Source organism: Streptomyces marincola (genome assembly GCF_020410765.1).
GTDB lineage: Bacteria > Actinomycetota > Actinomycetes > Streptomycetales > Streptomycetaceae > Streptomyces > Streptomyces marincola.
In genome coordinates, this window is the sequence record NZ_CP084541.1 from 6,193,498 (window position 1) to 6,214,626 (window position 21,129).

General features: G+C 74.3%; 15 protein-coding genes. 8 read left to right on the forward strand and 7 right to left on the reverse strand.

The genetic code is table 11. The features are described from left to right. Position 1 precedes the first annotated feature (1 nt). The 3 genes from LC193_RS27370 to LC193_RS27380 are packed head-to-tail and all read left to right on the forward strand — an operon-like array spanning position 2 to position 4,970. Positions 2–1,912, forward strand: a complete 1,911-nt coding sequence (locus LC193_RS27370) for a dipeptide/oligopeptide/nickel ABC transporter permease/ATP-binding protein (RefSeq protein WP_226078050.1) — start codon at positions 2–4, stop codon at positions 1,910–1,912. Then, positions 1,909–2,838: an ABC transporter ATP-binding protein gene (locus LC193_RS27375; RefSeq protein ID WP_226078051.1), complete on the forward strand. Its 930-nt coding sequence runs from the start codon at positions 1,909–1,911 to the stop codon at positions 2,836–2,838. Before LC193_RS27370 ends, LC193_RS27375 begins: the two co-directional genes overlap by 4 nt. Beyond that, a complete protein-coding gene (locus LC193_RS27380; RefSeq protein WP_226078052.1) occupies positions 2,835–4,970 on the forward strand; it encodes a glycoside hydrolase family 36 protein in 2,136 nt (711 codons plus the stop codon). Before LC193_RS27375 ends, LC193_RS27380 begins: the two co-directional genes overlap by 4 nt. Positions 4,971–5,038: 68 nt before the next feature. Here the strand turns inward: LC193_RS27380 and LC193_RS27385 are convergent, their stop codons facing one another. Continuing rightward, positions 5,039–7,240: an alpha-galactosidase gene (locus LC193_RS27385; RefSeq protein WP_226078053.1), complete on the reverse strand. Its 2,202-nt coding sequence runs from the start codon at positions 7,238–7,240 to the stop codon at positions 5,039–5,041. Between the two features lie 122 nt (positions 7,241–7,362). Between LC193_RS27385 and LC193_RS27390 the strand changes: the two genes are divergently transcribed. Beyond that, positions 7,363–9,852, forward strand: coding sequence for a glycoside hydrolase family 2 protein (locus LC193_RS27390; protein ID WP_226078054.1), 2,490 nt, complete (start codon positions 7,363–7,365; stop codon positions 9,850–9,852). Next, positions 9,849–10,694, forward strand: a complete 846-nt coding sequence (locus tag LC193_RS27395) for a LacI family DNA-binding transcriptional regulator (protein WP_226078055.1) — start codon at positions 9,849–9,851, stop codon at positions 10,692–10,694. Before LC193_RS27390 ends, LC193_RS27395 begins: the two co-directional genes overlap by 4 nt. A 54-nt stretch (positions 10,695–10,748) precedes the next feature. On the opposite strand, the gene LC193_RS27400 is transcribed toward LC193_RS27395, so the two are convergent. Beyond that, on the reverse strand, positions 10,749–12,173 hold the full coding sequence (locus tag LC193_RS27400) for an MFS transporter (RefSeq protein WP_226078056.1): 1,425 nt from the start codon (positions 12,171–12,173) through the stop codon (positions 10,749–10,751). 126 nt (positions 12,174–12,299) lie between these two features. On the opposite strand from LC193_RS27400, the gene LC193_RS27405 reads away from it, so the two are divergent. Both LC193_RS27405 and LC193_RS27410 read left to right on the forward strand, forming a co-directional pair. Next, positions 12,300–12,668: a tetratricopeptide repeat protein gene (locus tag LC193_RS27405; RefSeq protein WP_226078057.1), complete on the forward strand. Its 369-nt coding sequence runs from the start codon at positions 12,300–12,302 to the stop codon at positions 12,666–12,668. A gap of 58 nt (positions 12,669–12,726) precedes the next feature. Further along, positions 12,727–13,767 (forward strand): hypothetical protein, encoded by a 1,041-nt coding sequence (locus tag LC193_RS27410; protein WP_226078058.1) that lies wholly within the window; start codon positions 12,727–12,729, stop codon positions 13,765–13,767. Here LC193_RS27410 and LC193_RS27415 read toward each other — a convergent pair. The 3 genes from LC193_RS27415 to LC193_RS27425 all read right to left on the reverse strand — a co-directional run bounded on the left by LC193_RS27415 (position 13,740) and on the right by LC193_RS27425 (position 17,442). Next, complete coding sequence (locus LC193_RS27415) at positions 13,740–15,587, reverse strand: transketolase (RefSeq protein WP_226078059.1); 1,848 nt, start codon at positions 15,585–15,587, stop codon at positions 13,740–13,742. The two genes, LC193_RS27410 and LC193_RS27415, sit on opposite strands and share 28 nt — an antisense overlap. 137 nt (positions 15,588–15,724) lie before the next feature. After that, entirely contained in the window at positions 15,725–16,897 is a 1,173-nt protein-coding gene (locus tag LC193_RS27420) for a baeRF2 domain-containing protein (protein WP_226078060.1), read from the reverse strand. 2 nt (positions 16,898–16,899) lie between these two features. Next, complete coding sequence (locus tag LC193_RS27425) at positions 16,900–17,442, reverse strand: type 1 glutamine amidotransferase domain-containing protein (protein WP_086157161.1); 543 nt, start codon at positions 17,440–17,442, stop codon at positions 16,900–16,902. A gap of 132 nt (positions 17,443–17,574) precedes the next feature. Between LC193_RS27425 and ligD the strand changes: the two genes are divergently transcribed. Next, on the forward strand, positions 17,575–18,504 hold the full coding sequence (gene ligD / locus LC193_RS27430) for a non-homologous end-joining DNA ligase (RefSeq protein WP_226078061.1): 930 nt from the start codon (positions 17,575–17,577) through the stop codon (positions 18,502–18,504). Positions 18,505–18,525: 21 nt separating this feature from the next. Here the strand turns inward: ligD and LC193_RS27435 are convergent, their stop codons facing one another. Both LC193_RS27435 and gndA read right to left on the reverse strand, forming a co-directional pair. Beyond that, entirely contained in the window at positions 18,526–19,497 is a 972-nt protein-coding gene (locus LC193_RS27435; RefSeq protein ID WP_226078062.1) for a TIGR03557 family F420-dependent LLM class oxidoreductase, read from the reverse strand. Positions 19,498–19,683: 186 nt separating this feature from the next. Then, positions 19,684–21,123 (reverse strand): NADP-dependent phosphogluconate dehydrogenase, encoded by a 1,440-nt coding sequence (gndA, locus tag LC193_RS27440; protein WP_226078063.1) that lies wholly within the window; start codon positions 21,121–21,123, stop codon positions 19,684–19,686. Between the last annotated feature and the right edge of the window lie 6 nt (positions 21,124–21,129).

A 21,129-nucleotide genomic window follows, 5' to 3' on the forward strand; every position in this document is an offset into this window, starting at 1 on the left:
CGTGACCAATCCAAGCCCGCTCGCCGGCAGCCCCGACCAGGGCACGCCGGGCCAGGCGGCCCCCGTCAAGTCGGCGCCCCCGCCACCGGCGCGCGAGAGCGGCATGCGCGCGCTGCTGCCGAGCTGGTCGCCCAAGCTCGGCATCGGGCTCGCGCTGGTCCTCGGCATCGTCCTGTTCGGTGCCCTTGGCCCCATGCTGGTCGGCGACCCGGACGCCATCAACAGCATCGGCATGACCGAGCCGAGCGGCGACTACTGGCTCGGCACCACCCAGACCGGGCAGGACGTGCTCGCCCAGCTGGCGCACGCCGTGCGCGGCTCGCTCATGGTCGGCCTGGTCGTCGGCATCCTCGCCACTGTCCTGTCCGCCCTCTTCGGCATCATCGGCGGCTACGCGGGCGGCGCGGTGGACGAGGGCTTCTCCCTGCTGTCCAACGTCATGCTGGTCATCCCCGGCCTGCCGCTGGTCATCGTCATCGCGGGCTTCGTGCCCGCCCAGGACCGCGGCTGGTGGACCGTCGCGCTGGTGCTCGCCATCACCGGCTGGGCCGCCTCCGCGCGGGTGCTGCGCGCCCAGACCCTCTCGCTGCGCAACCGCGACTACGTGGCCGCGGCCCGGGTGGCGGGGGAGAAGCGGTGGCGCATCATCACCGTGGAGATCCTGCCGAACCTGCTGCCGCTGCTCGCCTCGCAGTTCGTCTTCGCCGTCATCGCGGCCATCCTGGCCGAGGCCGGCCTGTCGTTCCTCGGCCTTGGCGCCGCCAACTCCCACACCCTGGGCACCATGCTGTACTACGCCCAGAACGGCTTCGCGCTCCAGTACGAGGCCTGGTGGTGGTTCGGCCCGCCCGGCCTGATGATCGCGCTGTTCGGCTGCGGCCTCTCGCTGATCAACTTCAGCATCGACGAGATCATCAACCCCAAGCTGCGCGTGCCCAAGGCGACCGGCAAGGCCGACGCGCCGCCGCCGGTCACCCCGGCGGCCCCGGTCGCCGGCGCCGCCGCCGAGGCCCCGCCCGCCGTGGCCGGCGACCAGGCCGCCGAGCGGGGGAACGCGGTCCTCACCGTCCGCAACCTCAACGTGGTCTACCGGACCGACAACCCGGTGCACGCGGTCAAGGACGTCTCGATCACCCTGGGCCGCGGCGAGATCCTGGGCCTCGCCGGCGAGTCCGGCTGCGGCAAGACGACGCTGGCCTACGCCGTCAACCGGCTGCACCGCCCGCCGGCCGAGGTCTCCTCGGGCTCGGTCGTCTTCCACGACCGCGACGGCGGGGACATCGACCTGCTGGCCCTGGACGCCGAGGACCTGCGCCGCTTCCGCTGGGCGAAGCTCTCCATGGTCTTCCAGGGGGCGATGAACTCCCTCAACCCGGTCATCTCCATCCACGAACAGCTCGACGACGTGCTCCTCACGCACAAGCCGGACATGTCCAAGGAGGAGCGGCGCGCCCGCTGCGAAGAGGTGCTGCGCCTGGTCCGGGTGGACCCCGCCCGCCTCGACTCCTTCCCGCACGAGCTGTCGGGCGGCATGCGGCAGCGCGTCATGATCGCCATGGCGATGCTGCTCGACCCGCAGGTCATGATCATGGACGAGCCGACCACGGCGCTCGACGTGGTCGTGCAGCGCGGCATCCTCCAGGAGATCATCCGGCTGCGCGACGAACTGGGCTTCGCCGTCGTCTTCATCACGCACGACCTGCCGATGCTGCTCGAACTGAGCGACCGCATCGCGGTCATGCGGGCCGGCGAGGTCGTCGAGTACGCGCCGGCGCGTGAGATCTACGAGCGCCCCAAGCACCCGTACACCCGTCAGCTGCTCGGCTCCTTCCCGAGCCTGACCGGCGAGCGCGGCGCGTTCATCCGCACCGGCGAGTCGTCATTCACGAAGAACGAGGGAGCGCCGCAGTGACCGCTCTTGAGGTCCGCGACCTGGTCAAGGACTACGCCATCCGCTCGGGGCTGCGCTCCTCCACGCTGCGCGCGGTGGACCACGTCTCCTTCACCCTCACGCCGGGCAAGACCGTCGCGCTCGTGGGGGAGTCGGGCTCGGGCAAGTCCACCGTCGCCAAGATGCTCGCCCGGCTCGAACGGCCCACCGGCGGCGAGATCATCGCGACCAAGGCCGACGGCACCCCGGTGGCGGACCGGGAGTACCGCGACCACGTGCAGATGGTGTTCCAGGACCCGTTCGCCTCGCTCAACCCCTTCCACACCATCGAGCACCACCTGGCCAGGCCGCTGCGGCTGCACGGCCGGGCCAAGAGCCGCGAGGAGACCAGGGCACTGGTCGACCAGCTGCTCGAACGCGTCAACCTCACCCCGGCGCGCTCCATCGCGCCGCGCCGCCCGCACGAGCTGTCGGGCGGGCAGCGCCAGCGCGTCGCCATCGCGCGGGCGCTCGCGCCCGGCGCGCAGGTCGTGGTCGCCGACGAGCCGGTGTCGATGCTGGACGTGTCCATCCGGCTCGGCGTGCTCAACCTGCTCGCGCGCCTCCAGCGCGAGGACAGCCTCGCGGTGCTGTACATCACCCACGACCTCGCCACCGCGCGGCACTTCTCCGACGAGATCCTTGTCATGTACCGCGGGCACGTCGTCGAGCGGGGCCCGTCGGACGACGTGATCCTCACCCCGCGGCACTCGTACACCAAGCTGCTCGCCGCCGCCGCGCCCAACCCGGACGAACGCGGCAGGTCGCTGGCCGCCTCGCCGGGAGCGATCGAGAAGGAGGACCTGACCCGGATGTACGACCACCACACCCAGTCGTGGCACCCGTTCGACAAGGCCGCCCCGATCGCCGCGGCGCTCGCCAACCCGGCGGGGGGCGCGTCCTCATGACGGCCCGCACGCGCCTGGTCTGGCAGGGCGGCGTCGCGCGGCTGACGTTCGCCGTCGGCGGCGACCTGCCGGTCTCGCTGCTCTCCGTGCGCCCCGCGGGCGCCGGGGAGCCCGCCGCGCCGCCTGAGGAGGCCGCCGCCCCGCCGCTGGTGGAGCTCCAGGCGCTGGGGCACGGCCGGTTCCCCGGCAGCCACCGCTACGCGGACACCACCGTGGGTGCGCGCCTGCGCCACGTGGGGCACGAGGAGTCGGCGGACGGGACCTGGGCCGAACTGCGCCTCACCCAGCGCGACGACGTCAGCGGGCTGGTCGTCACCAGCGTCTTCCGGGCCGCGCGCGGCGTGCCCGCGGTGCGCGCCTGGACCGAGGTGACGCTCGCCCCCGGTGCCGAGGAGGTGCGGCTCCAGGCCGTCACCTCCGTGGTCACCGGCGCGTTCCTCGCCGACGCGGGCCGCCCGGTGGACGGGATGGACGTCGTGTGCGCCGACTCCGACTGGGTGGCCGAGTCCCGCTGGCGGCGGGCCCCGCTGCGCGAGGTCGGGCTGGTCGCCATGGACCCCGAGGCGCACCACCACGCCTCGCGCAGCCGGTTCCCCGTGACCTCCCGCAGCTCGTGGTCCACCGGCGAACGGCTGCCCACCGGCGCCGTGGTGGCCGCGGACGACTCCTGGGCGCTCGCGTGGCAGATCGAGCACAACGGCGCGTGGCACTGGGAGCTGGGCGAACGCCGCGCCGGCGCCTACCTGGCGCTGCTCGGCCCGACCGACGCCGAGCACCAGTGGAGCACGGTGGTGACGGCCGAAGCGGGCTTCACCACCGTGCCGGTGTCCCTCGCGGTCGCCGCGGGCGGCGTGGACGAGGCGTTCGGCGCGCTGACCCACCAGCGCAGGGCGCTGCGGGCCGGCCGCTCGGGGCCGCTGCCCGTGGTGTTCAACGACTACATGAACACGCTGATGGGCAACCCGACCACGGCGAAGCTGCTGCCGCTGATCGACGCGGCGGCCGAGGCCGGCGCGGAGTACTTCTGCGTCGACGCCGGCTGGTACGACGAGGACGGCCACTGGTGGGACAGCGTGGGGGAGTGGCGCCCCTCGGCGACGCGCTTCCCCGGCGGTCTCGGCGAGGTCGTCGCGCGCGTCAGGGAGCGCGGGATGGTGCCGGGGCTGTGGCTGGAGCCCGAGGTCGTCGGCGTCCGTTCGCCGATGGCCGGCCGGCTGCCCGACGAGGCGTTCTTCCAGCGCCACGGCCGCCGTGTCGTGGAGCACGGCCGCTACCACCTGGACCTGCGGCACCCGGCCGCGCGGGCGCACGTGGACGGCATCGTCGACGGGCTGGTCGAGGAGTTCGGCGTCGGCTTCTTCAAGTTCGACTACAACATCATGCCGGGGGCCGGCACCGACGCGGGCGGCTGCGCGCCGGGTGAGGGGCTGCTCGCGCACAACCGGGCGCACCTGGAGTGGCTGGACGCGCTGCTTGAGCGGCACCCGGACCTGCTGATCGAGAACTGCGCCTCGGGCGCGATGCGCATGGACTACGCCATGCTGTCGCGGCTGCACCTCCAGTCGACGTCCGACCAGCAGAACCCGCTGCTCTACCCGCCGATCGCGTCGGCGGCCCCGGCCTCGGTGCTGCCGGAGCAGGCAGGCAACTGGGCGTACACGCAGCCCGAGATGTCGGTCGAGGAGTCGGCGTTCACACTGGCGACGGGCGTCCTGGGGCGGCTGTACCTGTCGGGGCACCTGAACCGGATGGCGCCCGAGCAGCTCGCGCTGGTCCGCGCGGCGGTGGCGGTCCACAAGGACCTGCGCGAGGAGATCGCCGGGGCGCTGCCGTTCTGGCCGCTCGGCCTGACGAACGCGGCGGGCCCTTGGGTGGCCACGGGCCTGCGGGCGCCGGAGGCGGGCGGCGGGACGCTGCTCACGGTGTGGCGCCGCCCCGGCGCCGACCCCGAGCTGGTCCTGCCGGTGCCGCACCTGCGCGGCGCGGACATCCGGCCCGAGGTGCTGTTCCCAGGACCCGGCACCGGCGCGGCCGAGTGGGCCCTGGCATGGGACGCGGAACGGGGCGAACTGCGCCTGACGAGCCCGGAGTCCGGGCCCGCGGCCACCGCCCGCGTCATCCGGCTCCGCTGAGGGGCCCGGCGGCGCCGCCACGGTGTCCTCCCGCGGGGCCGCGGCCCCGCGGGAGGACACCGTCCCGCCTAACCGGCGGTGGCCCGCAGCAGGATCAGCCGCTCGGGGAAGAGCACCGGGGCCTGGAGCCCGGCCTCGGCCAGGGCGAGGCCGGGCAGGCGCACCCCCTCGGGGGTCCACCACGGCAACGGAACGCCCCACCGGGTGGCGTTGCCCTCGGGCACGTCGCCGGGCGGCAGGGGGCGCACGTGGTACGTCAGCTCGGGGCGCAGCCCCGGCAGCCGCACCGGGCCGGGCGGGTACAGCTCGGAGGTCGCGGTGGCGACCACGGCGAACACCGCGTCGGTGCCGTCCTCGGCCACGACGCCGGACACCTCGACGGCCGGGTCGGCGTGGTCGGCGTGCACGGAGACGCCCGAGTGCAGCAGCCCGCGCAGTTCCTTGTACAGCGCCACCCACCGCGTCAGCCGCTCGATGTCCGCCGGCTCGGCGCGGGTGAGGTCCCACTCGATGCCGAAGTGGCCGAACAGGGCGGTGCCGGCCCGGAAGTCCACCGGGTGGCGGCGGTCGGTGGTGTGGGCGAGCCCCGCGCCGATGTGCGTGCCCATCAGCTCCAGCGGGATCAGCGTGTTGGTCCAGCGCTGGATGCGCTGCCGTTCGAGGGCGTCGATGCAGTCGGAGACCCACACCCGGTCGGTGCGCTGGAGGATCTCCAGGTCCACCCGGCCGCCGCCGGAGGAGCAGGACTCGATCTCCACGTGCGGGTGGCGGGCGCGCAGCTCGTCCATGAGCCGGTACACGGCGAGGGTCTGGTCGTGCACGCCGGCCCGGCCGGCGGGCTGGTGGCCCGCCTCCACGAGGTCGCGGTTGTGGTCCCACTTGAGGTAGGAGACGGGGTAGGTGGTGAGGAGGTCGTCGAGGCGCTCCAGGATGTACCGGTACGCCTCGGGCCTGGCGAGGTCGAGCACCTGCTGGGACCTGGCGGGGCCGGGCAGCCGGTCGCCGGTGGCCATGATCCAGTCCGGGTGCGCCCTGGCGAGGTCGGAGTCCGGGTTGATCATCTCCGGCTCGACCCAGATGCCGAACTGCATGCCGAGACCCGTCACGTGGTCGGTCAGCGGGCCGAGCCCGTCGGGCCAGACCTCGTCGGAGACGTACCAGTCGCCGAGCCCGCGGCGGTCGTTGCGCCGGGAGCCGAACCAGCCGTCGTCGAGGACGAAGCGCTCGGCGCCGACCGCGGCGGCGGCGTCGGCGAGGCCGCGCAGGCGGGTCAGGTCGTGGTCGAAGTAGACGGCCTCCCAGGTGTTCACGACGACGGGGCGCGGGCCGGAGGGGTGGTGCGGCCGGGCCCGCAGGTGGCGGTGGAAGCGCGCCGACACCTCGTCGAGCCCGGTGCCGAACGAGCCGTACTGCCACGGCGTGCGGTAGGAGGCGCCGGGGTCGAGCAGGACCTCGCCGGACAGCAGCAGTTCACCCGAGCCGAGCAGGGAAACGGAGTGGAAGGTGCGTTCCGCGAAGGTGCGGTGGTTGCCGGACCATGCGGTGTGCACGGCCCACACGCGCCCGGAGCGGTTGCCGAAGCCGGCGGTGCCGGCCGCGAGCAGGTAGGCGGCGTCGTAGCCGGTGCGGCCGGTGCGGTTCTCGCGCATGCGCAGGCCGTGGGTGAACGGCGTGCGCTGCGGGCTGCGTTCGCGCAGGTGATGGCCCGTGAAGTCGAGCAGGTCCGTGGCGTCGGGCGGCACCGGGAGCGTGAGGTGCACCGCGTCCACGGCGAACGGGGTGTCACCGGCGTTGGTGAGGGCGGCGCGCTGGCGCACGAGCCCCTGCGGGGTGAGTTCGATGGTGAGTTCGAGTTCGAGTGCCGCCGCCGGGTCGTGCGCGTGCACGGTGAGCCGTCCGCCCCGGCCCTCGGCCGGTCCTTCGCCCGCGGCGCCCTCCCCGGGGCCGAGGCTCGCCCCGGTGACGCGGAAGGCGGTGGAGAAGTCGGCCCCGCCGCGGTTGCCGATCAGCCCGGGGGTGCCGAGCCAGCCCGCCGACTGCTCGGGCAGGACGGCGACGTCGACGGGGCCGTCGACGGAGAAGCCGATGGGCTGCGGCCGGGCGGCCAGCCGCAGTGCGGCGAGCCCGGCGGGGTCGAGCGCCCCGAGGTCGGCCCCCCAGTGCACGACGCGGGGCAGCCGCGCCTCCGAGAGGTCGAGCACGAGGCTGACCCCGGCCGCGCGCAGGTGCGTCAGGCCGGGGTCGGCGAGCAGGTCGGGTTGTGGTGCCACGTGGATCCGCGTCCTTCGCTCATCGGGAGTTGCCGGTCAGTTGACCTTGTTGACTTACTTTATTTGGTTGCATAAGAATCTCTACCCGGTTCGAGCGGACGATTTCCAGGGAGTGTTCAACGATGATCCGCCACACGTTGCATGACGGTTGGCACCTGACGGCGGCTGCCGGACCGGTTCCCGGCCACATCGCGGGCCGCACCATCCCGGCCCAGGTGCCGGGCAGCGCGCACCTCGACCTGCTCGCGCAGGACCTCATCCCCGACCCGTACCTCGACCGGGTGGAGGAGGAGCTGGTCTGGGCGCACCGCACCGACTGGCGCTACGCCACCACCGTCGAGGCCGAGGCTCCCGCCCCCGACGAGCGCGTCGACCTCGTCTTCGAAGGGCTCGACACCGTCGCCACCGTCGTGCTCGGCGGCGAGGTGCTCGGCAGCACCGCCAACATGCACCGCTCCTACCGCTTCGACGTGCGGCACCTGCTCACGGGCGACGCGGCCGACCTCGTCGTCACCTTCAGGTCGGCCCTCGCGTACGGCGAGGAGATCCAGGAGCGCCTCGGGTCCCGCCCCCGCGCCTACCCGCACCCCATGAACACCGTGCGCAAGATGGCGTGCAGCTTCGGCTGGGACTGGGGCCCCGACCTCCAGACCGCCGGCATCTGGAAGCCCGTGGCGCTCGAACGCTGGCGCGTGGCCCGCCTCGCCGAGGTCCGCCCCCTGGTCACCGTCGCCGAGGACGGCACGGGACGCGCCGAGGTGCACGCCGTCGTCGAGCGCTCAGGGCTCGGCGACGCCGCGGAACTGACCCTCACCGCCGCCATCGGCGACCACCGCGCCACCGTGGTCGTGCCGGCGGACGCCACCACCGCGCAGGTCACCGTCGAGGTGCCCGACGCCGAGCTGTGGTGGCCGGCCGGGTACGGCGACCAGCCGCTGTACGACCTCGACGTCACCCTCTCGGGCACCGGCGACGACGCGGGCACCGCGCTGCACACCGTGCGGCGGCGCGTGGGCTTCCGCACCGTGGTCCTGGACACCGCGCCGGACGAGACGGGCACCCCGTTCACCTTCGTCGTCAACGGCCGGCGGATCTTCGCCAAGGGCGCCAACTGGATCCCCGACGACCACTTCCTCACCCGCATCACCCGCGAGCGCCTTGAGCGGCGCGTCGACCAGGCGCTCGGCGCGCACATGAACATGCTCCGCGTCTGGGGCGGCGGCATCTACGAGACCGAGGACTTCTACGACGTCTGCGACGAGCGCGGCGTCCTCGTCTGGCAGGACTTCCTCCTGGCCTGCGCGGCCTACCCGGAGGAGGAGCCGCTGTGGAGCGAGTTCGAGGCCGAGGCCCGCGAGAACGTGGCCCGGCTGACCTCCCACGCCTCCCTCGTGCTGTGGAACGGCGGCAACGAGAACCTGTGGGGCTGGATGGACTGGGGCTGGCAGGAGGAACTCGACGGCAAGACCTGGGGCCTGCGCTACTACACCGAGCTGTTCCCCGCCATCGTCGCCGAACTCGACCCCACGCGCCCCTACTCCGACGGCAGCCCCTACAGCCCCGGCTTCACGCCCGAGGACAAGCACCCCAACGACGCCGACCACGGCTCCCGGCACGAGTGGGAGGTGTGGAACCGCGTCGACTACACCCACTACCGCACTCATGTGCCGCGCTTCTGCTCGGAGTTCGGCTTCCAGGGCCCGCCCGCCTGGTCCACGCTGACCCGCTGGATCCACGACGAGCCGCTGACCCCGACCTCGCCCGGCTTCCTGCTGCACCAGAAGGCCGAGGACGGCAACGGCAAGCTCGACCGCGGCATGGCCCCCCACCTGCCCGAGCCCCGCACGTTCGAGGACTGGCACTGGGCCACGCAGCTCAACCAGGCGCGCGCCGTCGCGTTCGGTATCGAGCACTTCCGCTCCTGGTGGCCGCGCACCGCGGGCTCCCTGGTGTGGCAGCTCAACGACTGCTGGCCGGTGACCTCCTGGGCCGCCGTGGACGGCGACGAGCGCCCCAAGCCCCTGTGGTACGGGCTGCGCAACGCCTACGCCCCGCGGCTGCTGACCGTCCAGCCCCGCGACGGCCGTGAGACACTCGTCGCGGTCAACGACACCGACGAGGCGTGGACCGGCCAACTTCGTGTCGAGCGGCTGACGTTCACGGGCGAGGCGCTGGCCACCGCTACCATCTCCCTCGAAGTCTCGGCACGTTCGGTCGCCGAGATCGAGCTGGCCGACTCGCTGCTGAAGCCGGCCGACGCGGCACGGGAGGTACTGGTGGCAACCGTGGACGGGACCCGGGCGGTCCATCTCTTCGCCGAGGACCGGGACCTCGCCTACGACCCGCGGGCCCTCACGGCCGAGGCGGTGCCGGTGCCGGGCGGCTACCGCGTCGACGTCCGCGCGACCTCCTTCGCGCGCGACGTCGCGATCCTCGCCGACCGCGTCGCCCCCGACGCCGTGGTCGACGAGATGCTGGTGCCCGTCCTGCCGGGCGAGACCCGCTCGTTCACCGTGCGCACCGGGGCCACCGTCGACCCGGCCGAGTTCACCGGACCGCTGGTGCTGCGCAGCGCCGGCTCCCTGCACACGCCACCGGTGCCGGCTGAGTGAGCCGGACCGAGGCCATCGGGCTCGTCCTCGCCCGGCCGGCGCGACTGCTCGGTGTCGAACCCTTCTTCATGGAGTTCATCGCCGGCATCGAGGAGAAACTGGCCGAGCGGGGACTGTCCGTGCTGCTCCACGTCGTCGCCACGCACGACGAGGAGATCGCCACCCACCGCAGGTGGGCCGAGCGCGGGCTGGTGGACGCGGTCGTCGTGGTCAACCTGACCGGCGGCGACCGCCGCCCGGCGGTCCTCGCGGGGCTGGGCCTGCCCGCCGTCATGGTCGGCGCGTGGGACGGCGGTCCCGACACGCCGGCCGTCATCACGGACAACGCCGCGCCGGTGCGCGAGGCGCTGGACGTCCTGTTCGGGCTCGGGCACCGGCGCATAGCCCGCGTCACAGGACCCGCAGAGCTGGTCCACACGCGGGCCAGGACCGCGGCCCTGCGCGAGGGCTGCGCGGCGGTCGGCGTCGAACCCGTGCTCGTCGAGGGCGACTACTCGGCCGAGGCCGGCGCCGAGCTGACCGCACAGCTGCTGCGCCGCCCGGAGCGGCCGACGGCCGTCCTGTACGACAACGACGTGATGGCCGTCGCCGGGCTCGGCGTCGCCAAGGAGCACGGCGTGCGGGTGCCCGAGGACCTGTCCCTCATCGCGTGGGACGACTCCACGCTGTGCCGCCTCGCCTCGCCCGCGCTCTCGACGATGAGCGTGGACGTGCACCGGTTCGGCGTCCTGGTCGCCGCGTCGGTGCTCGAACTCATCGACGGCCGCCCGGTCGTGCGGCGCTGGTCGCCGCCCGCGCGGTTCACCGCGCGCGGCAGCACGGCGACCGCGCCCGACGCCTGAACGCGCCGGCGCCGCGCGCCACTTCGCGCGCCGGCGCGGTTGCGCACGCGCCGCTCACGCGCCGGGTTCCGCCCCGGCGCGGGCGTCGCGTTCCGCCGCCGCGAGCCGGCGCGTGGCCCGTTCCGCGGTGCCGCGCGCCCAGCGCCCCGTCGTCACCACCCCGAGCACCAGCACGACCGCGCCGCAGCCGGCGATGACCCACATCCCGGCCGTCCTCGACCCCGCGACGAGCACCGTGCCGACCACGGCGACCCCGAGCGCGGACCCCACCTGCCGGCCCGTCGAGGCGATGCTCGCCGCCACCCCGGAACGCGACCGCGGCATGCCGGTCACCGCGGTGTTCGTGATGGGCGCGTTGACGAGGCCGAACCCGATGCCGAAGCACACGTACCCGGCGAACAGCACGGGCAGGGGCGTCCGCGCGTCGAGCCCCGTGAGCAGGACGCCGCTCGCCGCGATCGCGACGCCGGCCGGGATCAGCGGCGCGCGCGGGCCCACGTGCGCCACCAACTGGCCGGAGAGCGGCCCGAAGAGCAGCGTCGTCCCGGCCATCGGCAGCAGGTGCAGGCCGGCTTCGAGCGCCGTGAGGCCCCGGGTGTCCTGGAGGTAGAGCGTGTTCAGGAACAGGAACCCGCCCAGGGCCGCGAACGCCGCCACCGCGATCGCGAACGCGCCGCTGAAGGGGGCGCTGCGGAACAGGCGCAATTCGATCAGGGGCTCGGCGCGCCGCGGCTCGTACAGCAGCAGTCCGGCCAGGGCCCCCGCGGCCCCGGCGAAGCAGCCCAGTATCACCGGCGAGCCCCAGCCGTCGTGCCCGCCCTCGATGATCCCGAACGTCAGCGAGCCGAGCAGCACGATCACCAGCACCTGCCCCACCGGGTCGACGCGGCGCGGTCGCGCGGCCCGCGACTCGGGCACGAAGCGCCGCGTCAGGTACAGCGCGGCCAGGCCGATCGGCAGGTTCAGCCAGAAGATCGCCCGCCAGCCGAACGCGTGCGTCAGCGCGCCGCCCACGATCGGGCCGATCGCCATGGAGATGCCGACCACACCGCCCCACACGCCGATGGCCCTGGCCAGCTCGCGCGGCTCGCGGAAGGTGTTCGTGATGATCGACATGGCCACCGGGTTGAGCATCGAGCCGCCGACGGCCTGCACCGCGCGGAACGCGATCAGCCAGCCGAGCCCGGGCGCCAGGGCGCACAGCAGCGAGCCGGCGGTGAAGACCACGAGGCCCGTCCTGAAGACGCGGCGCCGGCCGATCCGGTCGGCCATCGAACCCGAGAGCATCAGGAAGGCCGCGAGCACCACCGTGTAGACGTCCAGCGTCCACTGGAGCCCCGAGACGTCGGCGTCGAGCTCCCGCTGCAACGACGGCAGGGCCACGTTCAGCGCGGTCACGTCCAGGCTGACGATCAGCAGGCTCATGCAGCAGATCGCGAGCACCAGGAACCGGCGGCGCGGGGAGAGATCGTCGGCCATGCCCATGTCTTATCAGGCGGCGCGCGGTACGCGGCGGCCGTGGCGGGGAATCCCGGAGGGGAATACCGGGCGGCGGCCCAGCGTTGCGCCCACCCGGCACCAGAACCATTCGTTGAGGGAGGGCCCGTGTCCGACGCCACTCCGGAGACCCACGTCATCGCCTACCGGGCGGCGGAGCACCTGCTCGACGCCCGTGACCCGCGCGGCGCCCTGAAACTGCTCGACCCGCTGATCACGGCCCACCCGGAGAACACCGCGGCCCGGCTGCTGCGCGCCCGCGCGTTCTTCCTCGCCGCGCAGCTGCGCTCGGCGGAGCTGGAGTTCCAGCTCGTGCTCGAACGCGAGCCCGACAACGCCTTCGCCCACTTCGCGCTGGCCCGCACGCTTGAGCGGGCCGGCCGGGACGGGGAGGCACTGCGCCACTTCCGGCTCGCGGCGGCCCTCGACCCGCGCCCCGACTTCGTGGCCGCGGCCCGGTTCGAACGCGCCCCCTGACCGGAGTTTTCGCGCCCCGGTGGCGCGGGGGCGCCGGGCCGCGGGCACCATGGTCGGCATGAGAGCGAGTGAAGCCAGGGCAGCCGCCGCCGACTGGATCGAACGACACGGCGGCCGGCTGCCCGGCTTCGCCGGCGCCTACCTCGGCGGCTCCACGGCGGCCCTGCCGCCCGACGCCCCCGTCCCGCCCGGCTCGGACGTCGACGTCATGGTCGTCACCGAAGGACCCGCGCCCGGCGTCAAGCCGGGCAAGCTGCGCCACCTCGGGGCGCTGCTCGACGTCACGCTGGTGCCCGCCGAGCAGCTCGCCTCGCCCGACGCGGTGCTCTCCGACTACCACCTGGCGCCGGCGCTGCGCGCGGACACCGTCGTCGCCGACCCCGCGGGCCGGCTCACCGCCCTGCACGAGGACGTCGCCCGCCGCTTCGCCGAGCCGCGCTGGGTCGCGGCCCGCCAGGCCCACGCGCTGCGCCGCGTGACGGACGGCCTGCGCGGCCTGGACGCGACCGCGCCCTGGCCGCAGGCCGTCACCGCCTGGCTGTTCCCCACCGGGGTCACCACCCACGTGCTGCTCGTGGCCGCGCTGCGCAACCCGACCATCCGGCTGCGCTATGTCGCCGCCCGCGACCTGCTCGCCGCGCACGGCCTGGCCCGGCGCCACGAGGAACTGCTCGAACTGCTCGGCTCCGCCGCCCTGACCGCGCCGCGCGCGGAACAGCACCTGCGCGCGCTCGCCGACACCTTCGACGCCGCGGCGGCGGTCGCCCGCACCCCGTTCGCCTACGCCTCGGACATCACGCCCGCGGCCAGGGCCGTGTCGATCGACTCGCTGTACGCGCGGATCAGGGCGGGGCAGCACAGGGAGGTGGCCTTCTGGCTGGCCGCGACGGCCGCCCGCTGCCACACCGTCCTCGACGCCGACGCGCCGGAGGCGCTGCGCGAGGAACGGGCCCCGCACTTCGCCGCCCTGCTCGCGGACCTCGGCATCGACTCACCCGCCGATCTGACCGCGAGGGCCGCGGACGTGCTCGCCCACCTGCCGACGCTGACCGACACGGCCGACGCCGTCCGTCACGCGGTGGCGGGCTCGTCGAGCTGACGCCGCACCGCCGCCGCGATGGCGGCCGCGTCGATGCCTGCCTCCCGCAGCTGCTCGGCCGGCTTCGCCGACCCCGGCATCGTCGTGACCGCGAGGCGGACCAGCCGGGGCACGGGCCTGCCGTCGGTGAACGCGTCGAGGACGGCGTCCCCGAGACCGCCCTCGGGCCTGTGGTCCTCGACCGTCAGCAGGCAGCCGGTGGCCTCGGCCGCTTCGAGCAGCGCGTGCGCGTCCACCGGCTTCACCGAGTACAGGTCGAGCACCCGCACGCGGATGCCGTCCGCCGCGAGTTCGTCCGCGGCGGCCAGCGCCTCGTGCACGGTGACGCCCGCGGCCACCACCGTCAGCCGGTCCTCGTCCGAGGAGCGCAGCAGCTTGCTGCCGCCGATCGGGAACTCCTCGTCCGGGCCGTAGAGCACCGGCGCGGCGCCCCGCGAGGTGCGCAGGTAGCGGATGCCGGTGCCGTCGGCCATGGCGGCCACCAGGCGTGCCGTCTGGTTCGCGTCGCACGGGTAGAGCACGGTGCTGCCGTGCACCGAGCGGAACATCGCCAGGTCCTCAAGGCCCATCTGGGACGGGCCGTCCTCGCCGATGGCCACCCCCGCGTGCGAGCCCGCCAGGTTCAGGCTCGCCCGGCTGACCGCGGCCATCCGCACGAAGTCGTGCGCGCGGGTCAGGAAGGCCGCGAAGGTCGAGGCGAACGGTGTCCGGCCGCGGATCTGCATGCCGACGGCCGTCGCGACCAGTTCCTGCTCGGCGATGTAGCACTCGAAGAACCGCTCGGGGTGCCGTTCGGCGAAGAACGCGGAACGCGTCGAGTCGCTCACCTCCCCGTCCAGCGCCACGACGTCCTCGCGCCCGTCCCCGACGGCGGCCAGCGCCTCGCCGTAGGCGTTCCGCGTGGCGACCTCGTCGCCCGGCGACCACGTGGGCAGCTCCGTGTGCACGCCGTGCGGCTGCCGGGGCGCGGTCGCGGCGGCCGGCTTGGCCACCTCGACGGTCAGGGAGCGCTCGCCGCCCAGTTCCGCGATGGCCTCGTCGGCGTCGGGCACGGGCTTGCCGTGCGCGCCCTCCTGGTCCTCGACCGCGCGCACGCCGCGCCCCTTGCGGGTGCGGGCCAGGATCACGGTGGGCCGGTCGGTGACGCCGGCCGCCTCCGTGTAGGCGGCGTCGATCGCCGCCGTGTCGTGGCCGTCGACCTCGATCGTGTGCCAGTCGAACGCGGCGGCCCGCCGCGCGTACGCGTCGAGGTCCCACTCGTGCCGGGTGGGGCCGCGCTGGCCCAGCCGGTTCACGTCGACGACGAGCGTGAGGTTCGCGAGCCGTTCGTACCCCGCGTGCTCGAACGCCTCCCAGTTCGAGCCCTCGGCCAGCTCGCTGTCCCCGCACAGCACCCACACCCGGTAGGGCAGCTCGTCGAGCCTGCGGCCGGCGAGCGCGATGCCCACGCCCACCGGCAGGCCCTGCCCCAGGGAGCCGGTGGCGACGTCCACCCACGGCAGCCGCGGCGTGGGGTGGCCTTCGAGGCGGCTGCCGTGCTCGCGGAACGTCAGCAGCTCCTCGTCGGTGATCGCGCCCGCCGCCTTCCAGGCGGCGTACAGCAGGGGAGAGGCGTGCCCCTTGGACAGGATGAGGTGGTCGTTGCCCGGGTGGTCGGGCCAGTCGAAGTCGTACCGCAGGTGGCGCGCCATCAGCACGGCCATCAGGTCGGCGGCGGACATCGACGAGGTGGCGTGCCCGGACGCGGCGTGCGACGTGGCGCGTACCGCGTCCACGCGGAACTGCTGTCCGAGCTCGGCCAGGTCGAGATCGGTGGTCATGCGGAAGCCTCCTCATGGGCCGGCCTGTGGACGTTTCGTGCGCGGGTACCCGGGCCGCCGGGCCCTGAAAACCGGCCCGCGCGCACGCCGCCGGCCCGGGCGCGGGGCTCGGGCCGGCGGACGGGGGCGGGGCGGCGTCAGCCGTCGGGCCTGGCGCCGCCGCCCGGCACGGCGCCCTGGTAGGGCCAGCGCAGCAGCGCGCCCAGGCCCCCGACCGGCACCCGGTGCCCGCCGTCGGACCCGTCGTCGGCGGGCAGCGCGATCACGCCGGCGCCCGTGGCGGCGGCCGAACGCAGCAGCGCGTCGTCGGCGCGCGCGGCGGCGGGCGACGGCTCGCCGAGGTACTGGGAGTCGGAGCGGCGCAGCGCCACCTGGTCGGGCTCGTGCCCCACCCACACCTCGTGGTGCAGGTCGGTGCCGCCGCTGCGCACGAGCAGTTCGTCGATGCGGTGTTCCCGCGCGGCGTCCACCAGCGCCGGCACCCCCTCGGCGGCGTCGATGTGCTCGCCCGCGGGGGAGCGGCCGGCCATGAACCGGTCGAGCACCTCGTCGGCGTGGGCGCGGACCCGTTCGGCGCGCGCCCTGGCCACCTCGCTGTCGAGCAGTTCGCGGGAGGCGCCCGCGGCCCGGCCGCCGTGCTCGCTCTCGACGGTGGCCGCCCGCAGTTCCTCGGGCAGCCGGTCGCATACGGCCCGCCGCTGCCTCGGATCGCCGGCCAGGACCAGGAGTTCGGCCTCCGTCCTGGCGGCCTCGTCGGTGAGCCGGTCCGCGATGAGGGCGGCGTTCTCCTCCCAGGTGTTCTCGACGGCCAGCTGGAAGTGGCGTTCGTGCCAGTCGTCGCGGCCGGTGCGGTGCAGGGGCCAGTCGCGCCCCTTCACCTGGCCCTCGGGCCGCGGTCTGCCGTGGGTGCCGCGCAGTTCGAGATCGGCGCCCTTGCGGTCGACGAACGCGACCAGGCACGCCGGGTCGCCCCCGCCGTATTCGAGCAGCGGGGCCAGGCGCGGCAGCACGGACCAGGACGCCCGGGGCGGGGACGGCGGCGGCGTGCTCAGCGGAACGTCGAGCACCACCTCGCCGTCCGTGGCGAACACCGCGCGCCCCGCGTCCTCGCGGCCCGCGCCGGCGAGCGCGCCGTACGCGGCGCGGCAGGTCGCCTCGTCGGCCCCGAGCTCCGCGAGCCGGTCGCAGGCGTCGCGGGCCTGGAGCTCCTGGACCTCCGCCGCGTCCTCCGCGACGGCCGAGGTGTCCAGGTACACCGTGGCCCAGGGGCCGGGGCGGTGCAGCAGCGGGGTGAGGAATCCGAGATTCATGGTTATGCGGCGACCTTTCCGAACTCGCGCAGCATACGGTCGTTGAAGTGCTTCAGATCGCCCGGTTTGCGGCTGGTGACCAGGGTGTTGGGGCTCTCGTGGCACACCACCGCCTGCTCGTCGACCCAGGTGCCGCCCGCGTTGGTGATGTCTGTGCGGAGGCTGGGCCAGGACGTCAGGGTCCTGCCGCGGACCACGTCCGCCTCGATGAGGGTCCACGGCGCGTGGCAGATCGCCGCGACCGGCTTGCCGGCGTCGAAGAACTCCCTGACGAACGCCACGGCCCGGGCGTTCAGGCGCAGCGCGTCGGGGTTCGCGACGCCGCCGGGCAGCACCAGCGCGTCGAAGTCGTCCCCCGAGACCTCGTCGACGGTGTGGTCCACCGGGAAGGTGTCCGCCTTGTCGAGGTGGTCGAAGCCCTGGATCTCCCCGGGGCTCGTGGAGATCAGCTGCGGGGTCTCGCCGGTCTCGGTGAGGGCCCGCCAGGGCTCGGTCAGCTCGACCTGCTCCACGCCCTCCGGTGCCGTCAGGAATGCGATGCGCATCGGTTTCACCGTCCTCGGTGTTGTCGGGGTTGTCGGGTCTGCGGACCGCGGTCCGGGTAACCGGCGCGGCGGCCGGGGAAACCCAGGGCCCCGGCGTTTTCCCCGGCCGCGCGGGGGAACCCGGCACCGGCCATGAGCGCACGAGACGGACGGCACGAGATCCGGGTCGGCGGGCGGCGGGTCGCCGTCACGCGCCCGGACAAGGAGATGTTCCCCGAGGACGGCATCACCAAGGAGGACCTGGTCGCGTACTACCGGGCCGTCGCCCGGCCCATGCTGGCCCACGTGCGCGACCGGCCCTTGACGATGGAGCGCTACCCGGACGGCTACCGCGGGCCCTCGTTCTTCCACAAGGACGTGCCGGACCACTTCCCCGACTGGGTCCGCCGGGTCGAGGTGGCCAAGGCGGGCGGCACCCTGGAGATGGCCGTGTGCGACAACGCGGCCACCCTCGCCTATCTGGCCAACCAGGCGTGCCTGACGCCGCACGTGTGGCTCAGCCGCGCGGGCCGGCCCGACCGCCCGGACCGGCTGGTCTTCGACCTCGACCCGCCGGGCGACGACTTCGGCCTCGTGCGGTGGGCCGCCACCGAGGTGCGCGGCCTGCTGACGGACGCGGGACTGCGGCCCGCGGTGATGACGACCGGCTCGCGCGGCGCGCACGTGCTCGCGCCGCTGGACGCGAAGGCCGGTTTCGACGAGGTCCGCGACTTCGCCCACGCCGCCGCCGACCTGCTGGCCGCGCGCCACCCGGACCGGCTGACCACCGAGGTCCGCAAGGACCGGCGCGGCGGGCGCCTCTACCTGGACGTGCAGCGCAACGCCTACGCCCAGACGGCCGTGGCGCCCTACGCGGTCAGGGCCAGGCCGCACGCGCCGGTCGCCACCCCGCTGACGTGGGAGGAGTTCACCGGGGGCGGCATCGGGCCGCGGCACTTCACGCTGCGCACCCTGCCGGAACGCCTCGCGCGCTCGGGCGACCCGTGGCAGGGGCTGCGCCGGGAGGCGCGTTCCCTCACGGCGGCCCGCCGGCGCTTGGACCGGATCGCCGCGCGCGCGTGAGGCGGGGCGGGGCGTGCCCGGTCAGCCGCGGGGCGTCAGCTCCCGCAGGCGGCCGTCGAGTTCGCGCTGGTAGAAGTCGACGAAGCCGTCCGGGTCGGGGCCCGCGTTCTGCATCACCAGCCGGTCGTAGCCCGCGTCGGCGTACTGCTTGGCGGCCTCGACGAACCGGTCGGGGTCGTTCCCGCACGCGAACTGACCGAGGATGTCCTCCTCCCGCACGGTGCGGGACGCCGCGGCGAAGTTCACCGGGTTGGGCAGTTCGCTCATGACCTTCCAGCCCGTCAGCGCCCACCGGCTGGTGTCGAGCGCCGCCTGAGCGGCGGTGTGCGTGTCCTCGGCCCACGAGACCGGCACCTCGGCGTAGCGCGGTCCCGCGCCCCCGCTGTCGCGGTAGCGCTGGACGATGTCGGCGCGCGGCTCGGTGGCGAACAGGCCGTCGCCCAGCGCCGCGGCGATCTCGGCGGCGTCCTCGCCGCCCGCGGCCACCGCGATCAGCGGCGGCGTGGCCGGCAGGTCGAACACCCGGGCGTCCTCAAGCCGCAGGTACTTGCCGTCGTAGCTGCGGTAGCCGCCGCGCCACAGCAGCCGGATGATCTCCAGCGCCTCACGCAGCATCTCCTGCCGCACGTGCACCGAGTCGGGGAAGCCGCGGCCGGTGACGTGCTCGTTGAGGCGTTCGCCCGAGCCGACGCCGAGGACGAACCTGCCGTCGGACAGCAGCGCGAGCGTCGCGGCGGCCTGCGCGATGATCGCCGGGTGGTAGCGCACGGTCGGGCAGGTCACGCCGGTGGCCAGGCCGATGCGCTCGGTGCGCGCCGCGATGGCCCCCAGCACGCTCCAGGCGAACGGCGAGTGGCCCTGGTTGTCCAGCCAGGGGTGGTAGTGGTCGCTGATCTCCACGAAGTCGAAACCCGAACGCTCCGCCAGCACCGCCTGCCGCACCAGTTCCTCAGGCCCGTAGCCCTCGGCCGCCAGCTTGTACCCGATCTGCATCCGTCCCTCATCTCCCGCTGCCTGCCCGCGCCCCGGGCGCCTGCCCGCACGCTGCCAGGCGCGGGCGGGACGCCGGGGCAGGCAGGCCGCCCACCGGCGGCAGGTCCCCCGGACGGCGTAGGGAACGGCGGCGGCCACCGCCGCCCGGGACACCCGGGCGGCGGTGGCCGCGTGCCGTGCCCCCGCTCAGTCCTCCTTGCGCTCGGAGCGGTCGCCGCCCCACAGGGTGTGGAACGAGCCGTCCTTGTCGGTGCGCTGGTAGGTGTGGGCGCCGAAGTAGTCGCGCTGCCCCTGCACCAGCGCGGCGGGCAGGCGGCCGGCGCGCAGCGCGTCGTAGTACGCCAGGGCGGCGGAGAACCCGGGGGCCGGGACACCCAGTTCGGTCGCCCGCGCCACCACCTGCCGCCACGCGTTCTGCGCCGACTTCAGCGCGCCGCTGAACGTGGGGTCGGTCAGCAGCGTCACCGGCGCCTGACCGCCCCGGTAGGCGGCCCTGATCTCGTCGAGGAACCTGGCCCTGATGATGCAGCCGCCGCGCCAGATCGCCGCGACCGAGGCCCGGTCGATGTCCCAGCCGTAGTGCTCCGCCCCGGTCTGGATCAGGTGCCAGCCCTGCGCGTAGGCCACGATCTTGGACGCGTACAGCGCCTGCTCGACCTGCTCGGTGAAGCGGGCCGCGTCGTCCGGGTGCAGCTCGGGCCGCTCCGGGCCGGGCAGTTCGGCCGCCGCGGCCCGCAACTCGGCGTGCCCGGACAGGGAGCGGGCGAAGACGGCCTCGGCGATGCCCGAGACCGGAACGCCCAGGTCGAGCGCGGTCTGGACCGTCCAGCGCCCGGTGCCCTTCTGCTCGGCGCGGTCGGCGACGATGTCGACGAACGGGTCGCCCGTGTCGGCGTCGGTGTGCGCCAGGACCTCGGCCGTGATCTCGATGAGGTACGAGTCGAGCCGCCCGGTGTTCCACGTGCGGAAGATGTCCGCGATCTGCGCCGGCTCGTACCCGCCGACCTTGCGCAGCAGGTCGTACGCCTCCGCTATCAGCTGCATGTCGGCGTACTCGATGCCGTTGTGCACCATCTTCACGAAGTGGCCCGCGCCGTCCGCGCCGATGTGCGCGCAGCACGGCTCGCCGTCGACCTTGGCCGAGATGCTCTCCAGCAGCGGACCCAGAGCCTGGTAGGACTCGGCGGAGCCGCCGGGCATGATGCTCGGCCCGTTCAGCGCGCCCTCCTCACCGCCGGAGATGCCGCAGCCCACGAAGTGCAGGCCGCGTTCCTTCAGCGCCGCCTCGCGCCGCCTGGTGTCCTCGAAGTGGGCGTTGCCGCCGTCCACGATCATGTCGCCGGGTTCGAGCAGGGCGGCGAACTCGTCGATGACCGCGTCCGTCGGCGCGCCCGCCTTGACCATGATCACCACTCGCCTGGGCCGTTCGAGCGCGGCCACGAACTCCTCGGCCGACTCGGCCGGGATGAAGTCGCCCTCGTGGCCGAACTCCTTGACCAGGGCCCGCGTCTTGGCGGCGGTGCGGTTGTGCAGTGCGACGGTGTGCCCGTGCCTGGCGAAGTTCCGTGCCAGGTTGCTGCCCATCACCGCGAGACCGGTGATACCGATCTGAGCCTGCCGCGCCATCTCATC